This window comes from Pseudomonas sp. SAR267 (assembly GCF_052077595.1).
In the GTDB taxonomy this organism is placed as follows: Bacteria; Pseudomonadota; Gammaproteobacteria; order Pseudomonadales; family Pseudomonadaceae; genus Aquipseudomonas; species Aquipseudomonas vlassakiae.
On record NZ_JBQIHU010000001.1, the window covers coordinates 5,557,082 to 5,576,024 of the forward strand.

General features: G+C 62.4%; 8 protein-coding genes. 1 reads left to right on the forward strand and 7 read right to left on the reverse strand.

The genetic code is table 11. The features are described 5' to 3' along the window. Window positions 1-32: 32 nt before the first annotated feature. The 7 genes from ACTORR_RS26400 to ACTORR_RS26430 all read right to left on the reverse strand — a co-directional run bounded on the left by ACTORR_RS26400 (window position 33) and on the right by ACTORR_RS26430 (window position 17,386). Entirely contained in the window at window positions 33-9,692 is a 9,660-nt protein-coding gene (locus tag ACTORR_RS26400) for an RHS repeat-associated core domain-containing protein (RefSeq protein WP_441344074.1), read from the reverse strand. A 314-nt stretch (window positions 9,693-10,006) separates the two neighbouring features. Continuing rightward, window positions 10,007-11,107: a sigma54-dependent transcriptional activator SfnR gene (sfnR, locus tag ACTORR_RS26405; RefSeq protein WP_176509921.1), complete on the reverse strand. Its 1,101-nt coding sequence runs from the start codon at window positions 11,105-11,107 to the stop codon at window positions 10,007-10,009. A 9-nt stretch (window positions 11,108-11,116) separates the two neighbouring features. Next, on the reverse strand, window positions 11,117-12,301 hold the full coding sequence (locus ACTORR_RS26410; RefSeq protein ID WP_054887002.1) for an acyl-CoA dehydrogenase family protein: 1,185 nt from the start codon (window positions 12,299-12,301) through the stop codon (window positions 11,117-11,119). Window positions 12,302-12,310: 9 nt separating this feature from the next. After that, window positions 12,311-12,871: an FMN reductase gene (gene msuE, locus ACTORR_RS26415; RefSeq protein WP_054887001.1), complete on the reverse strand. Its 561-nt coding sequence runs from the start codon at window positions 12,869-12,871 to the stop codon at window positions 12,311-12,313. Window positions 12,872-13,159: 288 nt separating this feature from the next. After that, entirely contained in the window at window positions 13,160-14,008 is an 849-nt protein-coding gene (locus ACTORR_RS26420; protein ID WP_313365542.1) for an ABC transporter permease, read from the reverse strand. Next, window positions 14,005-15,021 (reverse strand): ABC transporter substrate-binding protein, encoded by a 1,017-nt coding sequence (locus tag ACTORR_RS26425; protein WP_099814590.1) that lies wholly within the window; start codon window positions 15,019-15,021, stop codon window positions 14,005-14,007. Before ACTORR_RS26425 ends, ACTORR_RS26420 begins: the two co-directional genes overlap by 4 nt. 220 nt (window positions 15,022-15,241) lie before the next feature. Beyond that, window positions 15,242-17,386: a methyl-accepting chemotaxis protein gene (locus tag ACTORR_RS26430; protein WP_099814591.1), complete on the reverse strand. Its 2,145-nt coding sequence runs from the start codon at window positions 17,384-17,386 to the stop codon at window positions 15,242-15,244. A 234-nt stretch (window positions 17,387-17,620) separates the two neighbouring features. Between ACTORR_RS26430 and ACTORR_RS26435 the strand changes: the two genes are divergently transcribed. Beyond that, complete coding sequence (locus ACTORR_RS26435) at window positions 17,621-18,940, forward strand: Na+/H+ antiporter family protein (RefSeq protein WP_313365541.1); 1,320 nt, start codon at window positions 17,621-17,623, stop codon at window positions 18,938-18,940. Window positions 18,941-18,943: the final 3 nt, after the last annotated feature.

Here is an 18,943-nt window from a genome sequence, read left to right on the forward strand (position 1 = left end):
GCCCATTTCAGCAACCGGCAAACGCCCTGACCTCAAGTCAACAGATGTCCATCTACTCCGTAGTCCCAGCTATGGCGTTCCTCCAGCGGAATGGAGTAACGCCCCCATGGCGAGATCGGGGTGGAAGTGTCACCGGTTGCAATGGTCTTGAAGGTATCGCCGGAGTTGTACGCGATAAAGCCATCGACCGCGTAGCCTGTTATCCACGCTGCGCTGCTCGCCAGGCGTGAACGGGTCGCAAAGCTGTTCAGCCGGTGGGCCGCGCGTAAGGCTCTGCCGTAAGCCCCCATGCGTGCATAGCGCGGATTGGCAAGGCGGATGGGTTGTGCCCCGCCCAGATAGTCCAGCATCCAGCCACCGCCTGCTTTGAGCGTGGCCAGCACGCCGCGCCTGGCAGGTTCCGCCGCTCGGCCGATACCGCCAAGTGCGCCGAGTTCCTGCATCGCGTATGCAGCCGGGCTCACGGCATTGCGCGCGAGCCTTGTGCCGGCCATGAACCGACGCAGCGTTTTGCCGGCCTGGCGCACCGAGTGCATTACATGTTTGATCCAGCCCGGTATCTTCTTGATCAACCCCAGCGCAGTTTCAAACAGCGAAGCGACCGCGAACGCCAGCGAGGCATAGCCAAGCTTCCTGGACAGCTCGGGGTTGGACTTGGCCGTTAGTACCGAAGCCACCTCAAAGCCGAACGAGAGTACCGCGCAGGTTGTCATGGCGATGAACAAGACCGAAGCCGCACCACCGGTCATGATCGAGGCGGCGATGCCCACTACCGTCAGCACCGCCGACAAGGCCAGGCCGCGCCAGCGGCCATCTACCGCAAAGGGCTTGGTCTCGCGCAGCTTCCGCTCGTAATATGCCACCTCCTGGTCCTGGCCCCAACGGCTGAGCATGATCGCGCCACTGGGGTCGTGCAGGTTTACCGGGTCGGGGCAGTGGGCGTAGTCGTTGATTCCCCCTTCACCGAACGGGCTCAGCCAGTCGGGCTGGGCATAGCGGCGCAGGGTCGGGTCGTAGCTGCGGTAACCGTTGCCTGCATGGTATTGGCCGGTCACCGGGTCGCGGCGCATGCCGTTGTAGCCACTGACCAGCCCTTTGAGCGCAGTGCCCTCGCCGAACGGCAGCAGCGGCGCCAATTGTAGCTGCCCATCGCAGACCTGCCCGACGATGCCCACCTGCGGGTCGTCGATCAGCCAGCGCACCTGGTCGTCGTCATATTGCGCCAGGCCGGGCGAAATGCAGGTGCTGCGGGTAGCGTTGCCAGTTTTGTCGTAGCACACCTCGCCAATCAGCTCATCACCGTCATAACGCAGTTCGCGCGTGGTCTGGTCCAGTTCGCAGTATTGCGCCGCCAGGCGTTGCAGGCCGTCGTATTCATAGCGGGCGAGCAGTGCGCCTCTTTCATCCTTGACGCTGCTCAGTTGGCCGGCGGCCGTATAGGCCAGGGCGCGTTGGCCATCGGCTTGCAATTGGCCGTTTTTGTTCCAGCTCAGTCTGCGGGTCTGCTGGCCGGTTTTCACTGCGCTCAGGCGGGTCGGATCCGTGGCTGTACCGTAATTGAAGGTTTCTGTTACCGCATCGCCCTTGAACGGGGTGCTGGTGCAACTGGTCAGGTTGTCCAGGCTGTCCCAGGTGAACGTCTGGGCCTTGATCGGCGTGCCTTTGCCATCGTGAGGGCAGAGCGCCGCCTGCCTGGCATTGCAGGTATAGCTTTCGAGGCGGTCGAGCTGATCGTAGGTGAAACGTTCGGTGCGCAGCAGCTTGCCGTCCTGGTAACTTGCCTTGCTTTCCAGACGGCCATCGCCACGCCAGGCCATGCGCTGGCTGAAGCAAGGGGCGCCGTTGCGCAGGAAGGTGCGCTCGGTTTCGCGGTTGAAACCGTCCCGCTCACTGTGCACCTGCCACTGCCCGGCACCGGTCAGTGCGTGCACCTGGCGCACCTGCAACCGGCCAAGCTCGTCGTAGCGGTACAGCACATCCTCGTGCTCCTGGCAGCTGCGCAGCATTCGTCCTTCACCGTCGAGAAACACCCGTTGGGTGCGGCCGTCTGCGCGCAGGGCAGCGATGCTCTGCCCGCGCAGCGTTTGCCATTCGTTGCCCAGCAGCGTGCCGCGTGGCGTTCTTTCAACGGTCTGCCGGCGGCCGGGCACCTGGGCGCTGATGAGGGTGTGTTGCCAGCCGATGCCGGTTTCGGTGGGCTCGGCCTTTAGTTTTGCCACGCCGTCCTTGTTCGTCTGGCTGAACAGTGCGCTGCCATTGGCCTCCAAGCGTGTGCCCTTGGCATCGCGCAGCGTCTGCAGCTGGGTTTTGTCGGGCAGCGTCACGGTCTGGTCGTTTAGCCCGTATTCGCGGCTGCCTACTTTTCGGGTTTTCAGCTTGCCGGGATCGGTGACTGTCTGGGTGGCAATCACATTGCCGTCGACGGTCAGCCGGGTGACTTGGTTGCTGAAGCCGTGGTAGGTGCGCTCGATCGTGCTGGTATCCGGCCGGGTGACTTTGGTTACCCGGCCGAGAAGGTCGCGTTCGAGTGAGTAGGCAAGGGTCTGCTTACCCACGGTGCGGGCGTGATGGGTGATGTGGCCGTTGGCGTCGTATTTTTGGTCGAGTTGCAGGTGCTGGGTGCTGGCGTGATCCGCCCATTGCACCGAGTGTTCGAAAGTGCCGTTGGATCTGACGGTACGGGTGGTTGTTCGCTTCGACAGGCAGAGAGGGCCCAAGCCCTGTTGCTCGATTGTTTTTACCTCTTGGTCTTCCGAGGCTAGAGATACAACTGAATAGACTTGAGAAAAAGTTGATTTCCATAGTAGATCCAGAGCTATCTCTTCAAGCTTAGTTGAGATGTTTGTTTCTGAAATATATGGTCCAGGGGAAAAACATGCGAATACATCTCGTATGTTTTTGATGGGAGGGGCTTTGCTGAAGTCCCGCGGAATGGGCAGCGCTACGCGTCCAGTCTCAGACTCGTGATTTTGGACCATTATTGCATCTGTCAAACCCTCCGAGTCCTTGAGTTTGGCGAGGTTTTGGATGTATTTCATTAGTCGGTATTCATCAGTAATTCTTAAGCCCGCGTCCCTAGCTGCTGCTCGGATTTTGACATAAGCTACGCCAATAGTGTTCACGTCATAAGAATCATTTTCGAGTCTGAGTGGTGATCGGCGATGTGGTTTTTGGGAGTCCACCTGCTGAAGGAACCTGCATACTGATGCCACAAATGTTGTATAGCTTCTGTGTGTTGTGAGTGTATGTTCATCGCGCTCATTGAGCGTATCTGCTGTTTGCAAATAGACATCGGAAACATTTGCCTGTTTGTCGACTGGAACCTGATCATCTTGGCTCCCCAAGGCTTCTTGCTCCAGCCATGGCTGCCTCCCGGCCAGCCCGCGTAAAGGCCTATCCTTGCGCACCGCCTGCCCACCCGGCAGGTAATCCCACGCCCAACTCCCGAGTAGGGCAGCCTCGTCCAGGCCCGAATAGCAGCATTCATCCACCGCTACATAGTTTTCGTCGGCCGCTCTACGCCACGCACTACGCCAGGCCCGTTGCAAGCCATCCAGACAGGAGAGACTCTGGCTTTTGTCCTTATGCGTCCGTTCAACCTGTTTACCATTGTCTTTGTAGGCCGAGTCGATGCGCTCATCAGCGTCCTGCTTGTCTGCCTTGCCGGTGCTACCGGAGGCCAGCACGTAGCGTGTTTCCTGAGTGACCCGCCCCAAGGCATCACGTTGCCAATGGGTCTCGACGCCATTCTCGACCTTTTGCAGGGCGCGCCTGCTGTAGCGCGAGCGCAACTCCTTGCTGACCTGCGCAGTCCCCGCTGCAGTCGTGGTGCTGACCGTCATCCGGATACCTCCTTCGTTGGGGTTGTCGACGAACTTCTGCTCGTGGATCAGTTCCATGGACTGGTCTGCATGGTGGCTGGTCTGCTTGCTGGTAATCGACCACTCCTGCACCTTGCTTTCATTGCTGGCGGTTTTCTTGCTGGTGGGGATTGTCGTTGCGCTGCTGACCTGGTGCCACAGCACCTCGCTGCCGCTCAACTGCCATGAGGTGTCCTCGCCCAGGGTGTCGTTCACCAGCGTGCCGCGAATGCCGTGCACCAGCACCACCTCGGCCAGTTCCAGATAATCGTGGCCAGCACGGGTTACCTTTTCATATCCGTAGAGTTTCAGGCCCTGAGGGTTGCCATACTCGTCACATTGGTACTCCGCCATCAGCGGTGCGCTGGCATAGGCTGGAACGAATGGGCACTCCAGTGTCGGCACTTTGCTCAGCTTTTCCACACCCGCCAGCGTGATCTGGTTTTGCGTCTGGTCACCGTAGTAGCTGTAGTGAACGCCATGCGAGCCACTGGTATAAAGGCGCAGCGGGTTACCCTGCCCATCGGTCACTATGGTGGTCGCCTCGACCGTTTTGCCCAGGTTTTCGCGCTGTGCCTTCGGCGCCAGGCTGAGCATGTGCCCGATTGCCGCCTGGAGCCGCTTGCGGTTCTTGCCGGAATAGCGCCACAGCAATTGCAACACAGCCTGTTGGCGCTCTACGGGTGGAGCGTCGGCGCTGATCTGCAGCTGTGAAGGACCGCTGATCTCCAGCTGTGAAGCACTGAGCCTGACGACCATGTTCTCGATCACGGCTGCGAGTTCATCGCCCAGGCCGGTATAACGGATGGTGGTGGTGGTCTGCTCATGGCGCAGGACGAAGTCCAGCCAATGGGTGTGTGCTGAACCGACCCCTTGCAGCAGGGGTGTACGGTTGCCCGCTGTATCCAGGCCATAGCCGTGCAAGTCATGCTGGATCTCAGCATGTGGGCCGGATTCAACGGCAGTGATGAACAGTTGGTCATCGGGGTTCTGGAAGCTGCCGGTATAGGTGTAACGATGGATGTGGTTCTGCTGCCCACCGCCCGGCAGCAGGGCATGCAACACCACCCGGGGCAGGGCGGGCGAGCTTTTCAATGTGGCGTCCTTTTTCACGTATTGGACGCATTCGACGGAACCGTCCTGCTCCTGCAGGCGGCACAGTACCCTGTCCAGGGTCGGGTCGTCGTCATAGCCGCAATCGACCTGTTGCAGAACTTTCTTGCCCTGCACACGCTTGAGTGTGCGCAGCAGGAATTGCTCAAGCTTCAGCTCTACGCTGAACGCTTCGTCGCTTCCCGGCCACAACTGCATCTTCACCTGGCTACCGGCCTTGACCTGCGGGTCGTCATACGTTGCGGTGAACAGCTCGGTGTCGCCACTTTTTATGCTCATCAGCAGGAACTGACCGTTCTGGCGCTTCCATTGCAAATCCAGTGCTTCGCCGTATTGCGAGACGATGCGCGAAGGCAGCAGTTGTACGAATGGCCGCTCATACATGGCGATACGCCGGTCCAGGTCTTTGGTCTTGCCGTGGCTCTCCCAGGCGCTGACTGCCTCGCTGTAATCGATCGCTGCAGCCGCGTGGTAGCCGATGGGGCTTATGACCAACAATATCCACTGGGTCCAGGCATCAGGCCAGGTTGGGTATTGCGGCACGCTTTTGGCCTTGATCGCTTTCAAGATTTGGAGCACTTTCTTGCGAAACTCATCGTTGGGCTCGATTGTGTCGCTGCCTGGCGCGGCCGGTTTGCTGAGGATTTCCTTCCGCCCACTCGGGAATTCGACGGTGAACTCAGAGTAATCTTTGTTGCACGTCACCCGGCAAGCCTGGGTCTTGACGGCCTCACCTGCACTCAATTGCTTCCACTGCTCGTCGCTGAACACCACCGGCGTGCCATCGGCCAGCGTGAGCACACGGTGGTCGGCTACCTGTGTGGAGCTGGTGATGATCCTGGAGAAACGCCAGGCCCAGCCATCGCCCAGGCCAGCTTCGTTGGCTCGCAGCGCCGAGTAGTGCAGGGTCAGGTCGCATACCGGCCCCAGGCCGTGCAGGCCTTGCAGGGTGGCGATTGGGTAGTGGGCATGGAACAACCCGCTGCGCTCGTCCACACCGGTGCGGTCCTGGTTGCTGGTGTCGAACACCTCGGAGTGGTTGGTGTTGCCGTAGTCTTCGCACAGGAAACTGATTTCCTCGTACTCCCTCATGGGGGCAGGAGGGGTGAACTCGACTGCTTGTGTCCCGTGCCAGAAGTGGGTGGGGTGGAAGGCACCGATATGGCCCACGGTCAGTGCGGTACTGTCCCGGGCGCTTTCCGGATAGGTCAGGTGCAGGTCGTACACGCCGTTTTTGATCGGCCCCACCCAGGTAACCTGGGTGTCGCTGACGTCCACCGGCCAGATGGGGTGTTCACTACGCTGCGGCACACAGGCAGCAACCCGGTAGCCTTTGTCATGCGCGGTCCTGTCAAGGCGGAATACCAGCTCGCCGTTCAAGTCAGTTACGTCGATCTGCACGCTGGCAACCTTTGATGCCACCTTGAACTGCGCTTGTTCAACGGGCATGCGGCCGGGCCAGTCGTCGGTCTCGAGCAGGTAGTTGACGTAATCGCCATCGCTCCAGGTTTTACCGTCGCCGACGTTGTCCACCGTTACCTGCAGCTCGCTGAACCGAAGCACGCGAAGCGGCTCGGTACTGGCACCGATCTGTACCTCCGGCCAAGCCTGGGCTTTGAGGAAGTCGGCCAATGCCTCTAGCCACGACGTCCGGTCGTTGACCTGATCAGCATCCTGAGGTTTGAACAACGCACGGTGCAGCAGCTGGCGGCTGAACGGGTGGCGCACGGTCACCAGCACCGCATGTTCCGGGTCGGCCTTCCAGGCTGACAGCAGGGTGGCACCTGGCAGCAGGTCGGCTGCATCTGGCAGTGTGGTGAAGATGCGCAGCGCGTCACCGCGCTGCCAGAGCCGCAGCTGGTCCGCTTCGTCAGCCCGAGCAGCCTGTGGATCGTACGTGGCCACGCGTAGGTAGGGCGAGACCGGCGAAGCGTTCAGCGCCCTGGCCCAGGCTGCCGGCCATTTGCCTGCGGCGCGTTGGGATTCGCCAGGTGTCCATTGATGTTGAGCGAGCAAACGATGGGTGAAGGCGTCGTAAACCCAGGCCTGCAGGGTTTGTCCGTCCTCCAGCGGTTGCTCGGCCTCAACCGCCTGGCTCTGCCACCAACGCGCCTCGGTAAGGGTTACGCTCAGCTCGGCGCACTGCGGCACCCAGAAGGCATTGCCGCTGGGTGCAGGGGTCACTCTGCTCCCTTCGAGCACGCCCGCCCGCAGCAGGCGGCTGTCACGGTTGATCTGCTCGCACAACGCTTTGGACCACTGCTCGCCAGCCTGAGCGGCAGTAGGGGTAAAGAAGTGATGTTCGTATAGCGCTTGGGTCGTCAGGTCGCGTACTTGCAGGCACAGCGTGTCGCCCTGCCTCGGGCTGAACGACTCGTCGCAGGCCAGGGCCTGTACGATGTTGGCGGCAAACGGCGCGGTGCTGAAGGCGCGATAGCGTGAAGGGCTCCACAGGCGAAGGGGTTCGCTCGCCGTTGAAAAGTTGTTGTCAGCGCTCCAGCCACCGGCGGTGATCGGTTCACCGGCCGCCGCTAGATGGTCGGCAAAGGCTTTTGGCCACTGGCTGATGGAGAGCTCGCCCTTTTGCGCCGTGTAATCGATCTTGCGTATGTCGCCATTCAGCCGGTCGATGAGAAAGGCGCTCAGCACTTCGCCTTCGACCAATGCACGGCCGGCCTTGATCGTGCTGCTGGTGCTCCAGCCAGTATCGATACTGCCGAGCCGCTCAAGCGAAAAGTCGCTCATGTCGGGGAGAAAACCGTTATTTCGGGTGGTGATCGCGTAGGGTATCGAGACGGCACGCATTGCCTCCCTGGGCTCATCGATTTCGTGCACCGTCAGCTTGAGCTTCAAGGTGGTGCGCAAGTCTACTGACCAGTCTTTCTTGTGTGCTTCAACCCGGCGTTGGTCGCCGATCTTGCGGAAGAACGGTTGTACAGGCAGGTGAGCGTTCACGCTTTCCACAAATGCATCGATACGCCCGAGCAGGTTGTCGTCATCGGTGGTGTAGTCGAGAACGCAGGGCCAAGAGTTGATCGGCTCATTACTGGGGCCATCACGAAGACAGATTTCCACCACCCGCGTGCCCGTGCCGCCAGGTGGAGGTTGAACACGCTCCTGAAGAACCTGGGCAATGCTGGCGGCTTTCCCGTCAGCGGTATGCAGCACGGGGTTTGCCCGGTCATCAGTCAGATGCCCAAGCGCAATGCGCAACGGCACATCAGCGCGCCAGAATGTGCCGCTGTCTTCAGGGCCGAACGTGCCATCGGGTGAGTCATCGGTGCCCAGGCGCAGATAATTGCGCAAAGGCGATGCGTTAAGCTGGTCGCGGATGAATGCAGGCCATTTGTCTGGGGTGTTATGGCCTGTGAGGTCGAAAATCAGGGGCGAGCCGGGTATGGAGGCGCCCGTGCTGTCGTCGAGCACAGTGATCCAGCGAGGGTAGGTGCCGGTCGCCAATGTAGCATCGATCGTTGCATGCCGTACCCAAGTTGCCTGGCGCACCGTCAGCTTGAGCTTCAAGGTGGTGCGCAAGTCTACTGACCAGTCTTTCTTGTGTGCTTCAACCCGGCTTTGGTCGCCGGTCTTGCGGAAGAACGGTTGTACAGGCAGGTGAGCGTTCACGCTTTCCACAAATGCATCGATACGCCCGAGCAGGTTGTCTTCATCGGTGGTGTAGTCGAGAACGCAGGGCCAAGATTTGATCGGCTCATTACTGGGGCCATCACGAAGACAGATTTCCACCACCCGCGTGCCAGTGCCGCCAGGTGGAGGTTGAACACGCTCCTGAAGAACCTGGGCAATGCTGGCGGCTTTCCCGTCAGCGGTATGCAGCACGGGGTTTGCCCGGTCATCAGTCAGATGCCCAAGCGCAATGCGCAACGGCACATCAGCGCGCCAGAATGTGCCGCTGTCTTCAGGGCCGAACGTGCCATCGGGTGAGTCATCGGTGCCCAGGCGCAGATAATTGCGCAAAGGCGATGCGTTAAGTTGGTCGCGGATGAATGCAGGCCATTTGTCTGGGGTGTTATGGCCTGTGAGGTCGAAAATCAGGGGCGAGCCGGGCATGGAGGCGCCCGTGCTGTCGTCGAGCACAGTGATCCAGCGAGGGTAGGTGCCGGTCGCCAACGTAGCATCGATCGTTGCATGGCGAACCCAACCGGTTCCAACCCCTGGGTTGGCGGCTGATGATGGCTTGGCCACCAACGCCTTCAGCAGATACACATTGCTCACTTGGCTGAGCCACGTGTGCTGGCCATCCCATGCGCCCCATTTCTGCAAGGGGTCATACAGTTTTTTGAGCGCCTCGAAAGCCTGGGATTGTTTGGCATCCAGACTGAATACAAATTCATGCCCATCCAATACGGGTTTGATGGTTACATATCCGTATATGCAGTACGCGTAGGCAGATGCGCCGGTTCCGTAGATGAGATCAACCAACACCGGGCCGGATGCAGGGGTCAGGGATTTCCAGTCCTTTTGTTCAACGCGCTCTGCCCCCGACGCAAGGATGACCTCGATCTGGGTCGTAAATTCCTGCACCCTCTGCTTGAGCTGGGGCACCGCAGTGATGTCGGTGTAGGCAACTTCCAGCGCCTTATTGGCCTGTACTTTGACAGCAGACGCTGTTGCCTCGACGAACTTCCCCGTCACTCCATTGATAGTGATGGTGTCCTGGCTTTTGAAAAACTTTCTGAAGTTGGCTTCGGTGAACAGCATAATAGGCGTCCTTACAGGGTCGGCATGAGGTCCTATGAAGCGCCTGGACGAATATGGAGACAACTGGCAAAAATGATAGTTATTTCCGCGATCCTGGCCGGATTTCCGGCTTGCCAGGTGTTCGCCGACAAGGTTGCAGCGCCTATCAGATCGAGCGCCGCGCGGGCGGCGCTCGATCTGATAGGCGCTGAACACCTCAGCCTGCTCCGGCCTCTTCGCGGGCACGCCCGCTCCCATAGCAATTGCACAAGTCTCGGCGCTGTGGTGATCCTGTGGGAGCGGGCGTGCCCGCGAAGAGGCCAGTACAGGAATACTCAGATGGATAACCGCACCACCCGGTTATCCAGCACCTGTGGCTGCTGTGCCCGACGTTTGTTCACCACCAGTTCGCCAATCGCAATCAACCGCGTGCGCGTGACATTGCGCGACAACCCGAGCAATTGCGCGGTATGCACCTGGTTGTAATGGCAGAAGTGGTAGGCCGAACGCAGCAGGGCATTCTCGACCTTCTCGTACAAATCGCCAGGCTGTTCCTCATACAACCGGCTGAACGCCTGCAGCAGCAGATCGTCCACGCCAGGGTTGACCGGTTCTTCTTCCTGGCGTTCCAGGCGCAGGTTGGACAACCGCAAGTCCTGCGCCTGCACCACGCCGTCGCCGCAGGTCAGCAGGCTGTGGTGGATGACGTTCTCCAGCTCGCGGATATTGCCTGGCCAGCTGTACTCGACCAGCTTGGCCTGGGCTTTGGGGCTCAGCTCCACCGGCCCGTAGCCCAGCCGCTCGCTGTAGCTTCTGATGAAGTGCCGGGCCAGTGGCAGGATGTCCCCCGGCCGGTCGCGCAGCGGGTGCAACTGCAGGGTCACCACGTTCAGCCGGTAGTACAGGTCTTCGCGGAAATGCCCGGCGTTGATCGCCTTCTCCAGTTGCACGTTGGTCGCCGCCAGCACCCGCACATTGATCGGGATACTCTTGCGCGAGCCCAGGCGCACCACTTCACGCTCTTGCAGCACGCGCAGCAGCTTGACCTGGATCGGCAACGGCAGGTCACCGATCTCGTCGAGGAACAGCGTGCCGCCGTTGGCCTCTTCGAACCAGCCGGCCTTGGCTGCCAGGGCACCGGTAAAGGCACCTTTTTCATGGCCGAACAGCTCGGCTTCGACCAGCGACTCGGAGAATGCGCCGCAGTTCACCGCGATGAACGGGCCGTTGCGCCGGCCGCTGAGGTTGTGGATATGCCGTGCGACCAGCTCCTTACCCGTGCCGGTTTCGCCAATGATCAGGACGCTGGCCTCGCTGGGGGCGACCTGTTGCAGGTGGGCGAGCAGCGCCTGCGACCTGGGGTCTTCGAAGACCTGTGCGGTCGCCCTGATCGAGGTAGCCAGTGTCGGTGACGGGGGGAGGGTCAGCAGTTGCATGAGCGATCCTTAGGAATAGAAGGATGGAGCGGGGCGCTTGCCGCACAGGGCCCACTCGCCGAGCTCGTGGATGCGGTAGTCCACCGGGTCGTGCAGGGTTTGCGTCCTCAGATTGCGCCAGTGGCGGTCGAAACGCAGCGAGGCGTGGGTGGCGCGTGCGCCGGTCACCTCGAACAGGCGGTTGCAGATGTCCAGGCCGTGGCGCGTGGCCGCGACCTTGGCAGTGCCGATTGCCAGTGCCAGGTCGCCGCGTTCCTCGGCGCTCAGCGCCTGCTCCTTGGCCCAGGCGCTATCGAGCTGGCGGGCGGCGCGGGCGATCAGCAGGCGCACGCTCTCAAGGCCCACCCAGAACTCGCCGTAGTGGTGCAGCACGTACGGGTCTTCGGCGCTGCGGGCTGCAGTGGAGCGGAACCACGGCCGGCTTTCCTTGAGGCTGTACTGGCGCGCCTCGTCGAAGGCGCCTTCGGCGATGCCGAGGAACAGGTTGGCAAAATGCAGCTGGGCGATCAGCGGACGCAGGGCGGCGAACGGCGTGCTCAACGGCCCGGGGTCGAGCAGCAGCTCGGCGTGTTCGACGCGTACCCGTTCGAAGGTGGCGCTGCCGCTGTCGGTCTGGCGCTGGCCGATGTTGCTCCAGTCGTTGTGCAGGGTGATGCCGGTGCGCCCGCTGGGGATCGCTGCAATGAGCAGCTTGCCCCCGGCGCGTTCGTCCACCGCCGAGGCGATCAGCATTTCCGAGTCGCTGGCGCCGGAGCAGAAGCTCTTCTTGCCGGAGAACTCGCACCAGCCGTCGAGGTGCCTGACCACGGTGCGGGTGTCCAGCGGGTTGAGGGCGTTGCCCCAGAACCAGTGCTTGCGTGCGGTCTGCTCGAACCAGGGTTGCCACTGCTCCGGGCGCGAGAACAGGCGCACGGTGGCCAGCATCAAGTGGTGAAAGCCGAACACATGGGCAAGCGAGCTGTCGACCCGGGCGAACTCGCGCACCACCTCGAAGGTGTCATGCCAGCTCGCGCCCTGGCCGCCGAAGGACTGGGGAATGACCAGCGACAGTAACCCGCTGCTGCGCAGGGCATCGCGTTCGGCCTTCGGCGTGCCACCGCGTTCGTCGCGCTCCACTGCGGTCTGGGCGAACTGCAAGGCCAGGTCGCGCGCCACCGCCAGTGCCGGACGGGCCGCATTCAAAGGTGCATTCATGACGGCTCCTCAGGCGCTTTCACGCAACGCGTGATGGGCCCCGAACAGCGGCACGGCGCGCTCGGCGGCCAGGCGTATGCGCGCCCCAAGGGCTTCGCTGGAAACCTTGTAGTCGGCAAGCTCGGCCTGGCTGGCATACACGCCGATCGGCAGGGTCAGGGCCTGCAGGAAGCTGAACAGCGGGCGCAGTTGGTGGTCGAGGACCAGCGCGTGGCGTTCGCTGCCCCCGGTGGCAGCAAGCAGCACAGGCGTGTCGACCAGGGCGTCCTGGCCGATCAGGTCGAACAGGTGCTTGAAGTGGCCGGGGAAGCTGCCGCGGTAGACCGGCGCGGCAACCACCAGCAGGTCGGCCTTTTCCACCAGACGCAGCTGTTGCTCCACGGTGTCGGGCAGTTCGCTGCGCCACAGGGCGGCACCCAGCGGCCGGGCGATGTCACCCAGTTCGATCAGGTGTGGCTTGATGTGCAGGTGTTGGCTGAGTTCGGCGAGGATCGCCTCGGTCAGGGCCAAGGTGCGAGAGGGGCGGGTGGTACCGCCAGACAGGGCGACGACGTTCAGTGGGGTGCTCATGGGCAGGTCTCCGGTTCTGGTTGAGCGGGGGACTTTGCTTGAGCAATCGTCGTGCCGAGTTGTCAATGCCTTATGGATCAACAGGTTGCGAAACTTTAGACGCTACCGCTGTTGCTTTGTGGGCGTTGTGTGTTGATCGGGTGTTGCGCTGCAGACAGTTGGCCGGGTGTTGGCGGCTGTACAGTTGGGACCGTTATAGCGAAATTGAGCGTGGTTAAAAAAGAATAAGAATTCATATTCTTATGCAATTGAGCGGCGCAGCAGCCATCGCGGATGGCGGGTGGCCGATTACTTGCCGTTGCGCCCATAGGCCTGGCTGATCCGGTCGATGACCATCGCCAGCGCGACGATGGCCAACCCGGCTTCGACGCCTTGGCCGACATTGAGCGTCTGGATGCCTGCCAACACATCCTCGCCAAGCCCACGGGCACCGATCATCGAGGCCACCACCACCATCGACAAGGCCATCATCACCGACTGGTTGAGCCCGGCCATGATGCTCGGCAACGCCAGCGGCAGGGCAACGCGCCGCAGCCGCTGCCAGCGGCCGGCACCGAGGCCGTGGGCGGCCTGCAGCAGTGAAGGGTCGATCTGGCTCAGGCCCAGCTCGGTCAGCCGCACCAGCGGTGGCAAGGCATAGATCAAGGTGGCGAACACCGCAGGTACCTTGCCCAGGCCAAACAGCATCAGCACCGGGATCAAATAGACGAAGGCCGGTAGCGTCTGCATCACGTCCAGCACCGGCAACAGCAGGCGCCGGGCCAATGGACGGGTGGCCAGCAAAATGCCCAGGGGCACGCCAACCAGTACGCACAGGCCGGTACTGACCAGCACCAATGCCAAGGTCTGCAGCAGTTTGTCCCACAGCCCGAGCATGCCGATGAACGCCAACAGTGCGACCAGCACTGCGCTGCGCAGCAGGCTGCGGCTGGCATGCCAGGCGAGCAGGCCGACCAGCAACAGCAGCAGCCACCAGGGTATCAGGCGCAGCAGGTTCTCCAGGCCGACCAGCAGCTGCAGCAATTGGTCGGAGACACTGCGCAGGTGGTCGCCATAGTGCAGCACCAGCCAGTCGACCCAGCGGTTGATGGTGTCGGCGAAAGACAGTTGCAGGGCTTCGGGAAAGCCAGCACTCACAGGCTCGCCTCGACCTTGGTGGCCACCTCAGCGGGCAGCCAGGCCTTCCACACCTGCGGGTTGGCGCGCAGGAACGCCTTGGCGGCATCGGCTGCTGGCTGGCGCTTTTCGTTCATCTCGGCCAGGGCCTTGTTGAGGACGTCGATGGGCAGGTCGACCTTCTCGAAGACCGTTACCAAGTCCGGGTAGCCATCGCGAAAGGCCTTGGACACACCGATCGACAGCTTCGCCGGCAACGACTGGCTGCCTTTCGGGTTCGGGTTTTTCGCATCGGTCAGGGTGGCCCAGGCGCTCGCATCGAACGGCGGTTCCTGCAGGCGCACCAGGTCGTAGCGCCCAATCAGCGCGGTGGGGCTCCAGTAATAGAACAGTACCGGCTGGCCGCGGCGGATGGCCGAGCTGATTTCGGCGTCCAGCGCTGCGCCGGAGCCACTGCGGAAGTTGTTGTACAGGCCATCCAGGCCATAGGCCTTGAGCTTCTGACTGTTGACGGTCTCGGACGTCCAGCCACTGGGGCTGTTGAGGAAACGGCCTTTGTCTGGCAGCTCGGGGTCGCGGAACACCTGCGGGTAGCGCTTGAGGTCGTCGACGCTGCGCAGGTCCGGGGCCAGAGGCTTGAGGTTGCGGGCCGGGTCACCCTTGATCACGTAGGCCGGTACCCACCAGCCTTCCTCGGCATTTTTCACCGTGTCGCCCAGGGCGAACACCTGGCCGGCCTGTTCGGCCTTGACCCAGGCGGGGCTGCGCCCGGCCCATTCCTCGGCGATCACCTGCAGGTCGTTGCGCGCCAGTGCCACCTCCATGCTCACCGAGCTGCCGGGGAGGGTGTCGGTGGGGTAGCCGTAGCCGTGCTCGACGATGTGACGCAGGATTTCCGTGGTCAGGGCGCCGCTTTCCCAGCCGATGGCGCCGAAGTGGATGGGTTTGGCTTGCTCTGCCGATGCGGCGCTGTCGGTGCTGGCCAGGCCGATGGTGAGTAGCAGGCCGGCCAACAGCGCAGGGATTGTCTTCATGAGGGCCTCTTGGTTTGCCGCGCCTTGGGTTTGGGGCAAGTGTAGACGAGGGGGGGGCGAACACCCAGGAGGGAGGTTTGCGTGATGGGGCTGCAAGCGCCTCGCACCGACATTCCGGTAACGCCTGGCGCACGGCCACGTAGCGCAGCGGTTGATGACGAGCGGTGGCATGACGGGAGCTGACACCGCTGCGCCCCCCGCGCAGCGGCCTGCTAGCCCTTTAGACGCGGAACTGGTCCATCAGCGCCTGCTGCTGGTTGGCCAGGCTGTTCAGCGACTGGCTGACCCGCGCCGACTCGTTGGCCTGGCCCGACAGCGATTCGGTGACATCGCGGATGGTCGCCACGTTGCTGTTGATCTCTTCGGCCACTGCGCTTTGTTCTTCGGCCGCCGAGGCGATCTGCAGGTTCATGTCGGTGATCACGCTGACGGCCTGGCCGATGCGCTGCAGTGCGCTGACCGCCTGGCCAACCTGCTCGACGCCACCTTGAGCCTGGCGGTGGCTCTGGTCCATGGTGCCCACCACATCACGGGTGCCGGTCTGCAGGGCCTCGATCACCTGGCGGGTTTCTTCCACCGACTCCTGGGTGCGCTGGGCCAGGTTGCGCACTTCATCGGCGACCACGGCAAAGCCGCGGCCAGCTTCACCGGCGCGGGCTGCTTCGATGGCGGCGTTGAGCGCCAGCAGGTTGGTCTGCTCGGCGATCGAGCGGATCACCTCCAGCACCGAACCGATTTTCTCGCTGTTCTGCGCCAGGCCTTCGACTTCGGCCATGGCTTCGCTCATGTTGGCGGCCAGGGCATCGATGCTGGTGGTGGTACGGTCGATCACCGCCAGCCCCTCGCGGGTGGCCTGGTCGGCCTCGCGGGCAGCCTGCGCGGCCTGGGCGGCGCTGCGAGCGACGTCCTGGGCGGTGGCGCTCATTTCATGGGACGCAGTGGCCACCTGGTCGACCTGGCGGTACTGCTGTTCCATGCCGGCGCTGGTTTCGCTGGCGATGGCCGACGACTGGTCGGCGGTGCCACGGGCGGCCTGCACCGAGCGCTTCACCTCGGCGATGGTCGGTTGCAGCTTGTCGAGGAAACGGTTGAACCAGCCGGCCAGTTCGCCGAGTTCGTCGCGCTTGTCGTAGGTCAGGCGGCGGGTCAGGTCGCCTTCACCGCTGGCGATGTCCTTGAGCATCGCGGCCACGCCGAGGATCGGCTTGGTCACGCCCCGGGCCATCAGCCAGACCAGCAGCAGGCCGGCGATCGCGGCGGCCAGGCCCAGGCCCAGTTCGAGCAAGGTACCGCTGGTGTTCAGGATGTCCAGTTCTTGCTTGAGTGCTTCGGCGGGGCCAGTCAGGGCACTTTCTGGCACATCCAGCAGCACGCCCCAGGGCTGAGCACCGGGGACCGGCTCGAAGGCGGCCAGCACTTTCAGGCGTGCCTGGTCGTGGACGATGTTCAGCTTGCCGGTGGCCAGCTTTCGCACCAGCTCGGCGCCCTGGCGCGGGTCGACCTGGTCGAAGCGCTGGGCCAGCTTGCTGGCGTCGGCGCTGTAGCCGGCCAGCAGGCCGACCGGGCTGAGGATACCGACCGTGGTGCGGCCCTCGTAGAGGCTGCGGCTGGCGTCCTGGCTCAAGGCCTGCAAGCTGTTGAGGTTGATGTCGATGGACAGGGTGGCGATGATCTTGCCGTTGACCGCCAGCGGGAAGACGATACTGGTCATCAGCACGCGCTGACCGTCGATGTCATAGAAGTACGGCTCTACCACGCAGACCTTGCCGGTGCTGCGCGGGCAGGTCCACCAGGTGTTGGCCGGTTGGCCGCTGGGGCCGATCTCGGTGTTGGCCATGTCGTGTTCGGGCAGGGCCATGGCGGTCAGCTGGCCGGCGCGTGGCTGCGACCAGTACAGGGCGAAGCGCCCGGTTTCGTTGCTGCCCAGCTCGGCTTTGCCGGCGAACAGGCTGTCCTTGTTGTCCAGTGCGTTGGGCTCGAACACCAGCGACAGGCCGAGCAGGTCGGGGTTGGCCTGCAGCGCGGCGCGCACTTGGCGGGTCATGTCTTCGCGCAGGTCGAACGCATCGAGGAAGCGTTTTTCCGCCTGTTCACGCAAGAACAATACCTGGCGAGAGAACCCCGCACCGTACTGGTAGGCGTCCATGAACTGGCGGCGAATGTTCAGAGCCTGAACCTCGCCTTGCGACTCGATACGCGACTGCGCGGCCTCGGTGAGCATCTGCATGCTGCTGGCCTTGACCAGGTCCGAGCTGTGGTCCATGCGGTACAGCGAAAGGCCGACGAGCAGGGTGACGATGCTGGCGAGGCAGAGACCGGCGAGCAGGGTGATCTTCCACTGAATGGAAAGTTGTCGCAAAGGCATGGGGAGTCCCTTTTTCTGGCAGTAAGGGTTTGGCGGTGAGGCTCAGAGGTGTTTGGCTTGAGGTTTTCGGCGCCTGTGAGCCTCCCCCTGTATCGGCCGTGGCGCTTTTTTCTTTATTCAAACATTCAATTTAAAATGGCAGCGAAATAAGCCGCCCTATGGCGTTTTTGACATCCAACTCCCAGTCATTCAGAGTGCGCGCTTTTTGTCTGCCGCTATGAGGAACCCCAAACCATGAATGCAGTGATCGCCGCCGTCGGCATCATGCTCATACTCAGCCTGTCCCGCGTGCATGTGGTCATCGCCCTGATCATCGGCGCCCTGGCCGGTGGCCTGGTCGGTGGGCTAGGCATCGAAGGCACGCTCAAGGCCTTCAACGGTGGCCTCGGCGGCGGCGCCACGGTGGCGCTGTCCTACGCGTTGCTCGGCGCCTTCGCCGTGGCTATTGCCAAGTCTGGCCTGGCACATGCCCTGGCCGACCGCGCCCTGAACATGATCGACCGCCAGGGCCATGCCAATGGCGGCAAGGTCAAATGGCTGCTGATCGGCCTGATGCTGGTGGTGGCGGTGTCGTCGCAGAACATCCTGCCCATCCACATCGCTTTCATCCCGCTGCTGGTGCCGCCACTGCTGTATGTGCTGACGCGCCTGCGCATCGACCGTCGGCTGATCGCCTGTGTCATCACCTTTGGCCTGATCACGCCGTACATGTTCCTGCCGGTGGGCTTCGGCAACATCTTCCTCAACGAGATCCTGCTGGCCAACGTCGCCAGGGCCGGGGTCGATGTCAGCGGGGTCAACGTCACCCATGCCATGGCCATCCCGGCCGCTGGCATGTTGGCCGGCTTGCTGCTGGCGGTGTTCATCAGCTACCGCAAGAAGCGCGACTACGACCTGGCGCGCATCGAGCAGGTCGAGCAGGTCAGCGTGCAGTACAACCCGCTCACCCTGCTGGTGGCGGGGCTGGCGATCGCTGCGGCATTCGTCGTGCAACTGTGGCTGGACTCGATGATCATCGGCGCCATGGTGGGCTTCCTGATCTTTTCGCTGTCGGCGATCGTGCGCTGGAAGGACACCGACGACCTGTTTACCGAGGGCATGAAGATGATGGCCATGATCGGTTTCATCATGATCGCCGCGTCCGGGTTTGCCGATGTGATGAAGGCCACCGGCGAGGTCAAAAGCCTGGTCGAGGCCGCAGCGCAGTGGGTCGACCACAGTAAGGGCATTGGCGCCTTGCTGATGTTGCTGGTGGGGTTGCTGGTGACCATGGGCATCGGCTCGTCGTTCTCGACGGTGCCGATCCTGGCTGCGATCTTTGTGCCGCTGTGCGTGCAGCTGGGCTTCGATCCATTGGCCACGGTATGCATCGTCGGCACTGCAGGTGCCCTGGGCGATGCCGGCTCGCCAGCGTCGGATTCGACCCTTGGCCCGACCTCCGGGCTGAATGTGGATGGCCAGCACCATCACATCTGGGACACGGTGGTCCCCACCTTCCTTCACTACAACCTGCCGCTGCTGGCGTTCGGCTGGCTGGCGGCCATGACGCTGTAAGGC

What these genes read in the sequence shown, in the direction of transcription:
- sfnR (WP_176509921.1), bottom strand. Translation starts at nt 11,107, where the DNA reads ATGCAACTGCTGACCCTCCCCCCGTCACCGACACTGGCTACCTCGATC.
- msuE (WP_054887001.1), bottom strand. Translation starts at nt 12,871, where the DNA reads ATGAGCACCCCACTGAACGTCGTCGCCCTGTCTGGCGGTACCACCCGC.
- ACTORR_RS26400 (WP_441344074.1), bottom strand. Translation starts at nt 9,692, where the DNA reads ATGCTGTTCACCGAAGCCAACTTCAGAAAGTTTTTCAAAAGCCAGGAC.
- ACTORR_RS26410 (WP_054887002.1), bottom strand. Translation starts at nt 12,301, where the DNA reads ATGAATGCACCTTTGAATGCGGCCCGTCCGGCACTGGCGGTGGCGCGC.
- ACTORR_RS26430 (WP_099814591.1), bottom strand. Translation starts at nt 17,386, where the DNA reads ATGCCTTTGCGACAACTTTCCATTCAGTGGAAGATCACCCTGCTCGCC.
- ACTORR_RS26425 (WP_099814590.1), bottom strand. Translation starts at nt 15,021, where the DNA reads ATGAAGACAATCCCTGCGCTGTTGGCCGGCCTGCTACTCACCATCGGC.
- ACTORR_RS26435 (WP_313365541.1), top strand. Translation starts at nt 17,621, where the DNA reads ATGAATGCAGTGATCGCCGCCGTCGGCATCATGCTCATACTCAGCCTG.